Source organism: Paraliobacillus salinarum, from assembly GCF_014083865.1.
In the GTDB taxonomy this organism is placed as follows: Bacteria; Bacillota; Bacilli; order Bacillales; family Amphibacillaceae; genus Paraliobacillus; species Paraliobacillus salinarum.
Genome location: NZ_JACEFA010000004.1, coordinates 113,705 through 126,137, shown reverse-complemented (window position 1 = coordinate 126,137; position 12,433 = coordinate 113,705). Strand labels below are relative to the sequence as shown.

Genomic DNA, 12,433 nt, shown 5'->3' with positions numbered 1-12,433 from the left:
TATGAATAAAAAACGATAATGTTATTTTTAGAGAGGATCGATCCGCATTAGGAGATATAATTTGGGTTTATATTTAAAATAATTGTATATTTTATTTTTTAATAATAAAAAAATCTTTTTAGAAAAGAGGGATTATATAATGGGAACCTCAAAAAAGAACATGAATAATGAAATAAAAAAATTACTTAAAGAAAAGCCTTTAGATCAATTAAATGAATTTGCTCCTGATATCTCCAGAGTGGTTTTGTCTCAGGAATCTTTAAAAAAATCTTTGGATAATGAAGAAGTAGTTAACACTTCAATAGAGGTAGTAACTAAAAAGTTTATTTCCTTAAATAGTAACGGGTTTAATGGCAAAACAAAAAAAGAAATGATTGAAGATGAGCTTACACAGCAAGAATTTATAGAAATGATATTAAAAGAAATTGAAGAAGAGAGCAAAATTAATTCCAAAGTTTTAGAGAAGGCACTTAAAATTGTTATGGGTCATCTAATAGATGATGAATTTTATAATGTATATGTATTTTCACAACTATTATTTTATCAAGTAGTCTACCAACTTCTTTTGAATGACCTATACGAAACCCTAAAGGATAGCTATGAAAATTTATCATATACACAGATAGAGAAAATGGTTTCCACGCTAGCGGATAAAATAATGAATACTGAAGTATATTCTAAAGTAAATGAATTTGTTGATAGGAAGCTTTCGTTCAACAACTTATTAGAGGTAATTACTAAAAATACAAATAATGCTGAATTCGGGATATTTTGATGGCACTAGATTATCAATTCCTTGCTAACCTACACAAAGACTTATTAAAAGATTTTTCATATAGCGATGAAGAATCAAACATTAGACCATTAGATTTTGTTGCTATAATGGGTGGTATCTATTGTGCAGATATTTATGAAGCAAAAGTTGGGGATAGGCCAAGAAAAATAAAGTTAGATATTCCACTTTTTCAGCCCTTTTTTTGGGAGGGTGTCAAAAGAGATATTGAAGAACTTGCTAATTGGGTTTCGGGTGATGAATATAACCTAAGTTTTTATAAAAATAAACTTGACCCCTTTGAAAATATTACACTTTCAATTAATTCAGATTTTAACACGACATTATTTTCAGGAGGATTAGACTCATTATCTGGAGCGTTTTTTAATTTTAAGAATGGGATAAATAGCGATTATATTGGATTTGTTAACAAGAGCGAGGAAGCTACTCGACAAAGGAAGGTTGCAGAGTTTTATAAAAAAATTTATAGTGCAGAATCTAAAATTTTACTAATAGATAAACCAAATTTAAGAAAGAAAACCTACACTCAAGCAACTAGATCACTATTGTATATAGCACTTGCAGTCGCCAATTCTTTTTTTAATAACTCTAAGAAAGTGTATTTGTACGAAAATGGAATACTTTCATTAAATCCAGAAATCGCCGGTAGATTTACAACAAAAACAACTCACCCGAAGACCATATATCTCTATAATAAAATTCTTTTTAAACAGAATTTTGAAATTGAAATAAATCAGCCTTTCATGTTTGAAACAAAAGGACAAATTATTAATAAAATGGATTTAAAATTTAAATCACAAATTAAACATACTTTTACATGTGGTCAGAGTAGGACACATCCAGAAAGAATACATAAGGGGCAGTGTGGCATATGTATTCCTTGCTTACTTAGAAAAATATCAATTGCAGCTTATGATAATGAAGAGTATGATGATAAATACTATTATGGATATAATATAAAGTACTCTGACATTACAAAAGATCCTTATCGAAAGGATTATGAATCTAACATTCAGTACTTTATAGACTATTGTAATCTAATTAGAGAGAAAAGAATTTACTTTGAATTGGATGTAAAAAAGGAGTATTATCAAGGAATTGAGGATTACTTAAAATGTAATAAGGAAATGTTCCAGAAGTTCTCAAATGAATTTGAAAGGTTTTTAGAAAAGTATGCCCCTAATTGACACTCATGTCCATATAGATTTTTATCCATATCCAAATCAAATAGCTGACAGTTATGAAAAGAACCGTATTTATACGTTGTTTGTCACAAACTTACCTGAATTATACGAAAAACATCAAAAGGCATTTAACAACTATAAATATGTAAGACTATGTTTGGGTTATCACCCACAAGTTGCAAGTGATTTTGAGTTTAAATATCAACTGTTTGAAAAATATATTAGTGACACAAGGTATATCGGAGAAGTTGGATTAGACTATAAGGAGGAATTTAAAGAAATACGACAAAAACAGTATGAGATATTCGACTTTGTTACTTCGCCACATTTTTCAAAAGGAAGAGTGTACTCAGTACATTCAAACCATTCAGAAGACGATGTGTTAAAGGTACTTGTGAATAATAATGTAAAACATGCTATTTTACATTGGTATTCTGGGAAATTAACTACATTGGATAAATTTGTAGATAATGGGTATTATTTTTCAATAAACCCTAAAATGCTTTTAACAAAGAGTGGTCAAAAAGCCATTGAGCGAATTCCTAAAAACTTGCTATTGTTTGAAACTGATGGACCATTTGTTAGGTTTAATAAAAAAATAATTTATCCAAAAGATATAAGTAATATTTATATGGAAATTGAACGATTTATACCAGACTTTAAGGAGATAGTATTTAAAAATTTTAAACGATTACTTATAGAAAAGGACCTTTCATAGTATTTTAATAAGGCTTATTTACCTCTTTTATGTAGATTTATATAATCTCCTAAATAGTTTAGCGATATCACAAATGGACTGGTTATTTTAGAATTAAATGAATTGCACTTGTCGAAAAAGTTAGTTAAGATCAGTTAGACCGAGTTCAAATAAAAGCAAAAATGTTTTATAAAATAAATAGAAAGGTGAATTAAAGGCACAAAGATTCAACTGTATGGTCCTGCTAAACACTGTGGGGACATTTCCCCTTTGATAAGTCGCTGCAACAGTATCAAGATAGTGTATCTTTACAAAAAAAGGCAAGCGACGATACTGGCAATGGATAAGAGTGAAGTAAAGGTCAATTATCCAAACTGTTATAGTGAATATTAGCATACCTTATTTTGATTCTTCTCAATAAAACAGCACCACCCAAAACCATGAGTGGTGCTTTCCTTTAATCTATAATCCCTAATCAACCATTCGCCTCTACACCCAATCCAACTTTTCCATTGTCCGTTACAGCTGTCTTTCTCGTTAAAGAAAACACTGCAAACGCTAAGGAAATAATAACAAGGATACCGCCGAACCAAGCCATATTAGAAATCGAACTTGAGAAATTCAACACGACTCCCCCATAGGCTGATCCAAGTGAAATACCGACTTGTAAGGCTGAGTTGTTAAAGCTTTGCTGAATATCTGATGTAACAGGATCTGTTTGTATCAAATAACTTTGTTGTGGTGGTGCTAGACTCCAACTTAATGCTGCCCAGATCATCATCACCGGAATGAATACTACTATCGAGAATGTAGTAAATGGCAAGATGAATAGAATGGCAGCGAATGCGACGATCACTGCAATGATACTTTTTGGTGGGCCGATTCGATCGGAAAGAATTCCGCCAAATGCACCACCGCTCACTGCTGCAACACCGAATAATAGATAACTAACACTAATCCAAGTGGAATTTAGACCAAGTTCTGTTTCTAAAAATGGTGTGAAATATGCATATAAGGTATAGTGTCCTGCTAACATAAACAATGTCGCAAGGTGGGCGCTTCCTAATTTAAAGCTGCTCACTGCTTTTAATTGTTGCTTTAATGGCACAGTTTTTTCGCCCGGGATCTTTTCTAAAAAGATCGAGATTAGAATAAATGAACCGATTGCTAGTATTGCAATGCCAAGAAAGATAATACGCCAGCCGAATTGCTCAGAAATCAAAATTCCTAATGGTACACCCATTACAAGCGATGAGCTAATCCCCATATAAATAAGACCAAGTGCTTTTGCACGGTGTTCTGGTGCGACAATTTTTGATGCGATCGTTAAAGATAGAACGACGATCAATGCTGTACTCATTGCTGTTAATACCCTTGCAACCATCATCAAGGTAAATGTCGGGCTGACATAAGTCATAATATTACCGATGAAGAATGCAAATAAAGAGATAAGGTATACTTTCTTTCGTTCCATTTTGCTAGTTAATACTAGTAATACAGGTCCTGCAATAGCATATATTAGTGCGAAAACTGTAATTAATTGTCCTGCAGAACTTAATGTAATGTTTAAATCTTTTGCAATCGATGGCAGGATACCTCCAACGACTAATTCTACAAGTCCAACTGCTACGGTGGATAATGCGAGTATAAAAACTTTTAAATTCATATGTTGTTCTTCTCCTTTTCTGATGTATCTATGTTCTCTATAACATTTGGAAATAAAAAAATCCTGATTACAAAAAATGAATAGTTCATTTTCTGTAATCAGGATTTTATGGTTCCTGGTAGAGACCCTCAAGCCATATTCTGAGGTTATACAGGTAAATCATTTATTAAACACCAAATCAGTTTACTAGCTTTTGTGAAATTAATCAAGTTTTTTTTTAAAAATAATTCTTTTTCCACTAGTCTAATGAAACAAAATGCTAGATAAATAATCGTTTCGCGCCGAGCATCTTCAAAAGATCTCCAAACGAAATAAAAAACAAGCTCACTCGTTTGTAAGCTTGTTGTATTTATGCCTGTTCGCTGGCTAGTAATGGTTGCATCACCATGTCTGCCGTAACGTTTATTGGGTATAATCCTTTTGCATTCCAAAGCATTAGTCCTTGTGAAAGGGACATATAATAGGCTGCAAGTTCCATGTGATCCCCCTGCTTGAAGATACCTTCCTGTTGGCCAGCCTTGACCAGATCACCAATACGTCTTAATGATGCTTCGTAGCGTTGTTTAATCATTTGTTTCGTTTGCTCTGTAAGGAAATCAGCGTGTAGCGCTCCCATCATCAGCATGTGTCGATCAAGCGCAACCCCAGCATCACCTTTAAACGTGAGCTCAGTTACCCAGTAGAGCTTGTCGTAAGGGGTGCCAGGTAATTGTTCTGCTTCATGGATCGCTTGGTTAAACAAATCTAGCACATTTGTAATAAGAGAGACGTAGATATCTTCTTTTGACTTGAAATAGTGATAGAGTAATCCATGGCTTAGGTGAATAGACGATGTAATATCACTAATCTTTGTACCTGCGAATCCTTTGCGTGCAAAAATTTTAAGTGCAGCGTTGCTTATTTCTTCATATCGTTGATCGCGTATTTCTTTAAACTGCTCTTCGCTTCTCGCCATAATCATCCCCCTCACTCGTATGTCTTTTTTAATAAATTCTTTCTATTATACCATTTTTCACATACAAAAAGAATAGGGAAATTAAAAAATGATAACGATTTCATATTTTCGTCAAAATTGAGTAGCATTGATTGACTTGTTAGTCAATGCATTTTATGATGAAGGTGCAAAAATAATATATCTAGGAAATGGAGTGAATGTTTAGAAAATTAAAGGGGTGTTTTTGCATAGGGGAATTCAGCTTCATAGGGGATGAAATGAAGACTGAATAAGTTAATTTATTATATGTTTCAAGTTAAACAAAGGGGGATTTGAACGATGGGGATGGAAAAAAAGGGTAAGATTCACTTTGCGTGGTTTGTATTAATTGGTTTATCTATTATGATTGGTCTAGCAAGAGGTGGTCTGAATAATGCCGGAGGATTGTTTTTAGCTCCAGTATCAAAAGACTTAGGAATTGGCATTGGGAATTTATCTATTTATCTTAGCATTTCTTCAATTGTAACAATGTTGTTTCTGCCTTTAGCAGGTAAATTGATGGCCAAATATGATATTAGGGGTCTTTTGGTTCTAGCAATTATTTTACAAGGTGGATCTTTCGCTTTATTTGGTTTTCTAGATTCTGTATGGGGATGGTATATCCTGTCTGTTCCAATGGCGTTCGGTGCGATTTTTGTGACGACAATGGCAGGTCCTGTCCTAATTAATCGTTGGTTTAAAGAGAAGAATGGTTTAGCAATGGGGATTATGATGGCAGCAGTTGGATTGTTCGGTGCATTTATTCAACCATTAGCAGGAAGCTTGATTGAAACACAAGGATGGCGTAATGCTTACATGATCCTGGGTGTTGGTGCTGTTGCAATTATTATTCCAGTTGTTCTGTTGTTAATTCGTAAATTACCACAGGATAAAGGTCTATTACCATATGGTGCAAAGAACAAGAAAAATGATGACGGTACTTCGGAAGAGGAAGTAGAACGTGGTGTAACATTTGCTGCAGCTAAAAAGTCGATGGCTTTCTATTCAATGCTGTTATTCCTATTTTTCATGACAGCGATCGGAAGCTTTGCGCAACACATCGGACCATATGCAGTTGGGATTGGATATGATGTTGGTTTTGCTGGTCAAGTAATGGGTGCGTTCATGGTTGGAATGTTAGTAGGTGCGTTAGCGTTTGGTTTCATGTCTGATAAAATTGGACCAAAAAACACGGCAATTATTTCAATGCTTAGTGGGATTGTAGCCGTTGCCATGTTAATTTTTGTTCCTGGTAATCCAATTATATTCACCGTAGCAATTGGTATTTTTGGATTTGTAACTGCATCAATCGGCACATTAGGACCATTACTTACTACTTCTATTTTTGGAAGAAAAGAATACAGTGAAATCTATGCAACGATTGGTATCGGCTTAGCGGTAGCAGGAATTGTTGCGTTACCTGGTTATGGCTTCGTGTTTGACCTTACTGGTAGCTATACATCTGTACTATACTTAATTATCGCAATGCTTATCATTAATATCGTACTTGTTATCTTCGCTTTCAAAGGGAAGAAGAAGCTTGAAGACGACGGTTTGTGGAATTAATCGATACGTAGATCTAATAAAATAATAAGTTACACAAAGGCGCAGGGGTTTCCTTGCGCCTTTTTTCTAATAATATAAGAACTAATGTAGGATCATAATAATTTACTTTCTATAGCTAGTATTTTACACTGGATCGAATAAGAACGATTTTATGGAGAGGAAGTTTTCTAGATGAGACTAAGTATTCTAGATCAAGCACCAATTACGAGAGGGAATACAGCGGCAGACGCATTGAAAAAAGCGGAAGAGCTAGCGATTTTAGGAGATCAATTAGGATATCATCGTATGTGGATGGCAGAGCATCATGCTAGTCCAGATGCGAATGTGTTTGCAAGTTCTGCTCCTGAAATATCAACAGCTTATTTAACAGCTAAAACAAACCGTATTCGAATCGGAACTGGCGGAGTGATGATGATGCATTATTCTCCTTTGAAATTGGCAGAAGTGTTCAAAACAATAAGTGCCTATGCACCGGGTCGGGTAGATTTTGGGGTTGGTCGTGCTCCTGGTGGCGATAATCATGCGATTTATGCGTTATCTGAAGGCCGTCAGCCGATGTTAAATAATATGTATGAAAAATTCGACACAGCCTTACAGCTAATTAATAATCAAGTGCCAGCTGATCGTATCTATCATAAAACCATTGCAGCACCAGATCAAATTGTCTTGCCGGAAGCTTGGCTATTAGGTTCAAGTGGTAATAGTGCCGTTGAAGCAGGGCGCAGAGGTGTTGGCTATTCATTTGCTCAGTTTTTCAATGGACAGCTATCCAAAGAGATTTTAGATATGTATAAAAAGAACTTCCAGCCTTCTGCATTTATGCAACAACCAGAAATAAACGTGTCTTATATGGTAACAGTTGCTGAGACAAAGGAAGAAGCTGAATTCGAAGCGAAGCCACAGGATATATGGCGGTTGTTATTCATGCGTGGACAAATCACAAACGTGATGACACCAGAAGAAGCGCGCGATTATCCATTAACAGAGATGGATCGAATGATTATTGATCAAAATCGTAACGTGCATCTTGTTGGTGATGCAAAAGAAATTGCTGCTACATTACAGGAAGAACAAGCTTATTATGGCTATGATGAAGCAATGATTTGCAGTATCCCTCATTCACAGGAAAAACGCCTAGATGTTTATCGCCTTCTAGCAAAAGAATTATTATAGTTAGTCATTACAATCAATTTATTATACAAAAGGGTTAAAATTGTCATAACAACTTTTTTGATTCTAGCATATTTCTTTAATTTTTAACTTTTTAATGTGTAAAAAGTCCGATACATTTGAATGCGTTTTACTTTTTTAACCTTGTATTTTATTTACAAATTATTTTCTTGTTAAAAATTTAAATTTGTTTCATAAAAGAATGGTGAGTGAGAAAAAGTTAAAAAAACTTTTAAAACCAGTTAAGATTTTTTTGTGATTATAACAGCCGTTAATCCTCGATATAAAGGGTTTTCGGTTGTTTTTTTAATGTGAAAAAGAATCTAAAATAGAAGGCGTTAAATCAATTTAAGTAATAAGTATCTTGCGGTAATTCTATTGTTTTATAAAATTTAATCTTGCTTTTCGCAAATGTTATATTGTATTATTAAATGTATTAGTTGTATGATAATAAACAATACGTTCACAAAAAATACTAACATTTTGAGATACTTTTTAAAAAAGTATAAAAAAGAGTATACAAATGACTGATCAGTAAGTATAATGAATGTAAATCAAGTAACTTTAGTTTAAAAGAATGTGATATTCTCAATTTTATGGAATATCTATAGAATAGTAGGTTGCTGGATTTATAGAAGAGATATTGGATGTTTTAATCATGTAAAACGAGTCCAATTATTTGCTTCCATGCTACATGACACACTATCTATGTCAGTTATTCGTCCTCTTAGTCTAAACAAAATCGTTATTAAAAGTTGGCTTAATGAAACAATACTAGATGCCATCTTTGTTGTAACAAATTGACACGCTTCCTTCCTAAGTCAATTTAAGTTATTACAAGTTCCAAACCTTTATAAAAGATTGATTATCATCCTAGTAGGTAGGATTAAATAAATTAACAATGCTCCAAATGAATGCGTTTTCATTTAGCGGCAACGATTTTGGAAACGAGTGTAAAAAGTAATACATAACAAAACGTAAGCACTTACTCATATTTCAGAAAGAATATTTCTAAAAACGATTACCAAAAAATGGTTGAGTCGACAGATAGAACAAGAGAATGTTTATAAAGTACATTGTTCTATCTGTTGTTAACAATACATGTTTTATAGACTTCTTTTGTCAGTTCGTGTTAGTAGTAAATAGTTAATAGTTAATAGATTGACAAAAGCGGTACTACAAGCAAGTAAGACTATTTAAGCCTTTAGTTATTCAGGCTTGAAAGGAGTGATGTAGAGAATATAGAAAGGGCTAGGCAAAACAAGATACTCCAAGAAGTGACATCGTGTTAGTATTTATCTTATTTTATTATTCCGTAAAGGGAGGGTATTGTTAATGAAGTTTTTAATTACTTGGCTAGAGAAGTATTTCCTACCTATTGCAGGTAAAATTGGGGGAGAAAAGCACTTAGTAGCACTAAGGGATGCTTTTGTCGGAACAATCCCAGCAACAATGGCTGGTTCTGTAGCAGTTATGCTTAACGCACTTTTACGTGACTTACCACCACAATTTTTTGAAGGTTATAATGGGGGAGAAATCCCGATAATTAGAGATATAATTGCAATTAACGGCTTCGTTTGGAGTGGAACACTTGCAATTGCCGGTCTAATTTTCGTATTTTCTTGGGGTTACAATCTTTCTAGAGTATATGGCGTAAACGAATTATCTGGTGGGATTGTTTCTACAGCGGCTTCAGTTGCTGGTATTACATTCTCATTCTCTGGTTCAATCACAGGTTTAAATTTAAATCCAGATACAGTAGAACAAATTAATAATGCTGGTTGGGCAGCGACTACTGAAGGAATCACAGCAGCAGGTTGGGGCTGGATTCCATTAAATAACTTAGATGCTAACTTATTCTTTACTGCAATGATCGTTGGCTTTGTTGCTACGATGATTTATGTTAAATTAATGTTAAGAGATATCACAATCAAGTTGCCGGATTCTGTTCCGCCAGCTATTTCTAAAGCATTTGCAGCGATTATTCCTGCGACTGTTGCATTGTATGTTGTTGGTCTATTCTATTATGTATTCTCTAAGATTAATCCTGGTATGACATTCTTACAGTGGTTGCAGGAAACTGTAGCTGTACCACTTCTAGGCTTGTCTCAAGGTTTTGGAGCAGTTATCTTAGTTGCTCTATTCGTACAACTATTCTGGTTCTTTGGAATCCATGGTCCGAACGTACTTGCTCCAATTTTGGAAGGTGTATTCGGGGTTGCGCAATTAGAAAACGTGAACTTGTTCCAACAAGGTGGAACTGATTTAGTAATTGAACAAGGTTATATGTGGGTACGTGGTTCATTTGATGCGTATGCTTGGTATGGCGGATCAGGTGGTACTATTATCCTAATTATAGCTATTCTATTGTTCTCTAAACGTAAAGATTACCGTACGATCGCTAACCTTTCAGTAGGTCCTGGTATCTTTAACATTAACGAACCGATCATGTTTGGTTTACCAATCGTATTAAACCCAATCATGTTCATACCGTTCTTGCTTTCACCAGTAGTATCCGTTTCAATTGGTTATTTTGCAACAATTTGGGGATTAGTTGATCCAGTTTCACAGCAAGTGGTATGGGTAACTCCTCCATTCTTACTATCGTTCTTAGCAACAGGGGCAGACTGGCGTGCACCAATCGTTACATTGATAGGTATGCTAGCGTCATTCGCAATTTGGCTTCCATTTGTTATCGCAGCGAACAAGTTAGATCCGGATTTAACTAAGGATGATCCAGTAGTAGAATCACAAAGTGATGACAACTCAATACAAGGATAATGCTTAACTGAAGGAGGCCGCTTCCGTAATGTGAAGTGGCTTATCCTTCTTATAATTAATAGAAAGGAGATTTAAAATTGATCGAAATTACTTCAGCAGTGCACCAGGATAAGGTTATTGATCTATTAAACAACTATAATGAAGATGGTGTTGAATTTTCCTATAAAGAAAAGAAGGGAATTAACCTTTATTTTGAAACGAATATGGAAGATTTAGAAAGTGCATCAAAACTAGCAAAAAAAGTGATTAAAAGTGAACCTTGGGGAACTGTTCTGTTCTTCCGTGTTTCCCCTGTTGAATAAAAAGGGTGATTAAAATGAGTAAATCGGGATTGGTTCTACTTAGTTTAGGCTTTCTATTATTTGTAGTAAGTGCTAATGCAAAAACAGGGACATATAATATTTTTAATTTAACTACTGCTATCTTCCTAATTGCAGTCGGAATTTATTTTATTATTAGGGATAAGAAAAAAACGAAAAAAGATTAGGTGAATCCAATGGAAATAGTCAAACAAATGAAAGTTCCAGCCGAATTTTTATATGAGACAATTATAAAATCTGTTTTGGCCGATATAGAAGCACAAACAGACAAAAAATTGACCATTAAACAGTTGAAAGGATTCGAATACACGAAAACTTTTTCAAAGCATTCCCATGCAACCATTAAAATTGAAGAAGCGATGGAAAATGAATCTTATCAGTATAGGACAACGAACAATAAAAATGACTTTTTAGTATCCTATCAGATTCGTTCTATAGACAGTGAAAACTGTGAATTGCATTACCATGAGAAAATGGAATCATTCGGTTTTATGCAAAGTATGAATGATACATTGATTGGTATTGTTTGGTCCCCAATGAAGAAGAAGCGTTTTAAACAAATGCTTCAATTAATTGAAGAGGATTATGCAAAAAAAATTGCAGGATAGTTAGTGAAATGAAAAAGGCTATCTGTTAAATCTCTCCATTGTTATAAAAATGACTAGAGAGGAAAAGTATTGTGAATTTGAAGCTACATCCGAAAAAAGCAAATCTTTTGGCTTAACTAACTTTTATCGAGAAGGATAAACACGTATCGCATCTTTTAAAGAGATGTTTGCTCGGATTAAATATAAGGATAAAAGTTTATTATCTAATGATTGAAATCATTTAAAAGGAGAAGGCTTATATGCTCAACCGTAAGAATGTTTTCAATAAAAAATATAAAAAAACCCAAATCTTTTAGGGCACAAAAATTGGAGGAGAATTTCAATGAAAACAATTATGTTAGTTTGTTCAGCAGGAATGAGTACAAGTTTATTAGTATCAAAAATGCAAAAGGCAGCAGAAGCACAAGGTTTAGAAGCAGATATCTTTGCGGTTTCAGCTTCAGAATCTAACCAAGCTTTTGCAAAGAAAGATGTAGATGTACTATTACTAGGACCACAAGTTCGTTATATGAAAGCTCAATATGAAAAAGAACTAAGTGGTAAAGGTATTCCTGTAGACGCAATTAATATGCAAGATTATGGAACGATGAATGGCGAAAAAGTACTAGCTACTGCTTTAGAAATGATTGAAAACAAATAAATAGATAATACGATTCACTATAGGGAAAATCAAAA

Annotated in this window: 12 protein-coding genes and 1 riboswitch; of the genes, 10 read left to right on the top strand and 2 right to left on the bottom strand. The window is 34.0% G+C overall.

The annotated features are described in order from the left end of the window. Nucleotides 1–139: 139 nt before the first annotated feature. The 3 genes from HP569_RS06065 to HP569_RS06055 are packed head-to-tail and all read left to right on the top strand — an operon-like array spanning nucleotide 140 to nucleotide 2,695. A complete protein-coding gene (locus HP569_RS06065; protein WP_182200267.1) occupies nucleotides 140–775 on the top strand; it encodes a hypothetical protein in 636 nt (211 codons plus the stop codon). Next, on the top strand, nucleotides 775–1,980 hold the full coding sequence (locus HP569_RS06060; protein WP_182200266.1) for a 7-cyano-7-deazaguanine synthase: 1,206 nt from the start codon (nucleotides 775–777) through the stop codon (nucleotides 1,978–1,980). Before HP569_RS06065 ends, HP569_RS06060 begins: the two co-directional genes overlap by 1 nt. Continuing rightward, nucleotides 1,967–2,695, top strand: coding sequence for a TatD family hydrolase (locus tag HP569_RS06055; RefSeq protein ID WP_182200265.1), 729 nt, complete (start codon nucleotides 1,967–1,969; stop codon nucleotides 2,693–2,695). Before HP569_RS06060 ends, HP569_RS06055 begins: the two co-directional genes overlap by 14 nt. Before the next feature lie 454 nt (nucleotides 2,696–3,149). Here HP569_RS06055 and HP569_RS06050 read toward each other — a convergent pair whose 3' ends face one another. Beyond that, nucleotides 3,150–4,340: an MFS transporter gene (locus HP569_RS06050; protein ID WP_182200264.1), complete on the bottom strand. Its 1,191-nt coding sequence runs from the start codon at nucleotides 4,338–4,340 to the stop codon at nucleotides 3,150–3,152. A gap of 75 nt (nucleotides 4,341–4,415) precedes the next feature. Further along, nucleotides 4,416–4,514, bottom strand: a riboswitch (purine riboswitch). 175 nt (nucleotides 4,515–4,689) lie between these two features. After that, nucleotides 4,690–5,295 carry a TetR/AcrR family transcriptional regulator gene (locus HP569_RS06045; protein ID WP_182200263.1) on the bottom strand — a complete coding sequence of 202 codons (606 nt, stop codon included), beginning with the start codon at nucleotides 5,293–5,295 and terminating at the stop codon, nucleotides 4,690–4,692. A 318-nt stretch (nucleotides 5,296–5,613) separates the two neighbouring features. Between HP569_RS06045 and HP569_RS06040 the strand changes: the two genes are divergently transcribed. The 7 genes from HP569_RS06040 (at nucleotide 5,614) to HP569_RS06010 (ending at nucleotide 12,398) form a co-directional block, all read left to right on the top strand. Then, nucleotides 5,614–6,879: an MFS transporter gene (locus tag HP569_RS06040; RefSeq protein WP_182200262.1), complete on the top strand. Its 1,266-nt coding sequence runs from the start codon at nucleotides 5,614–5,616 to the stop codon at nucleotides 6,877–6,879. A gap of 171 nt (nucleotides 6,880–7,050) precedes the next feature. Next, the gene (locus HP569_RS06035; protein WP_182200261.1) at nucleotides 7,051–8,052 is read left to right on the top strand and encodes an LLM class flavin-dependent oxidoreductase; all 1,002 of its coding nucleotides are present in this window, start codon (nucleotides 7,051–7,053) and stop codon (nucleotides 8,050–8,052) included. Between the two features lie 1,332 nt (nucleotides 8,053–9,384). Next, nucleotides 9,385–10,830, top strand: a complete 1,446-nt coding sequence (locus HP569_RS06030) for a PTS sugar transporter subunit IIC (protein ID WP_182200260.1) — start codon at nucleotides 9,385–9,387, stop codon at nucleotides 10,828–10,830. A gap of 77 nt (nucleotides 10,831–10,907) precedes the next feature. Beyond that, a complete protein-coding gene (locus HP569_RS06025; RefSeq protein WP_182200259.1) occupies nucleotides 10,908–11,132 on the top strand; it encodes a hypothetical protein in 225 nt (74 codons plus the stop codon). A gap of 14 nt (nucleotides 11,133–11,146) precedes the next feature. Further along, entirely contained in the window at nucleotides 11,147–11,317 is a 171-nt protein-coding gene (locus HP569_RS06020; RefSeq protein ID WP_182200258.1) for a hypothetical protein, read from the top strand. A 9-nt stretch (nucleotides 11,318–11,326) separates the two neighbouring features. Then, entirely contained in the window at nucleotides 11,327–11,758 is a 432-nt protein-coding gene (locus tag HP569_RS06015; RefSeq protein WP_182200257.1) for a DUF3284 domain-containing protein, read from the top strand. A gap of 322 nt (nucleotides 11,759–12,080) precedes the next feature. Then, a complete protein-coding gene (locus tag HP569_RS06010; protein WP_343051106.1) occupies nucleotides 12,081–12,398 on the top strand; it encodes a PTS sugar transporter subunit IIB in 318 nt (105 codons plus the stop codon). Nucleotides 12,399–12,433 lie beyond the last annotated feature (35 nt).

Bases quoted from the DNA above. Each gene is read 5' to 3' on its own strand.
- HP569_RS06065 (WP_182200267.1), top strand. From the start codon at position 140: ATGGGAACCTCAAAAAAGAACATGAATAATGAAATAAAAAAATTACTT.
- HP569_RS06060 (WP_182200266.1), top strand. From the start codon at position 775: ATGGCACTAGATTATCAATTCCTTGCTAACCTACACAAAGACTTATTA.
- HP569_RS06055 (WP_182200265.1), top strand. From the start codon at position 1,967: ATGCCCCTAATTGACACTCATGTCCATATAGATTTTTATCCATATCCA.
- HP569_RS06050 (WP_182200264.1), bottom strand. From the start codon at position 4,340: ATGAATTTAAAAGTTTTTATACTCGCATTATCCACCGTAGCAGTTGGA.
- HP569_RS06045 (WP_182200263.1), bottom strand. From the start codon at position 5,295: ATGGCGAGAAGCGAAGAGCAGTTTAAAGAAATACGCGATCAACGATAT.
- HP569_RS06040 (WP_182200262.1), top strand. From the start codon at position 5,614: ATGGGGATGGAAAAAAAGGGTAAGATTCACTTTGCGTGGTTTGTATTA.
- HP569_RS06035 (WP_182200261.1), top strand. From the start codon at position 7,051: ATGAGACTAAGTATTCTAGATCAAGCACCAATTACGAGAGGGAATACA.
- HP569_RS06030 (WP_182200260.1), top strand. From the start codon at position 9,385: ATGAAGTTTTTAATTACTTGGCTAGAGAAGTATTTCCTACCTATTGCA.
- HP569_RS06020 (WP_182200258.1), top strand. From the start codon at position 11,147: ATGAGTAAATCGGGATTGGTTCTACTTAGTTTAGGCTTTCTATTATTT.
- HP569_RS06015 (WP_182200257.1), top strand. From the start codon at position 11,327: ATGGAAATAGTCAAACAAATGAAAGTTCCAGCCGAATTTTTATATGAG.
- HP569_RS06010 (WP_343051106.1), top strand. From the start codon at position 12,081: ATGAAAACAATTATGTTAGTTTGTTCAGCAGGAATGAGTACAAGTTTA.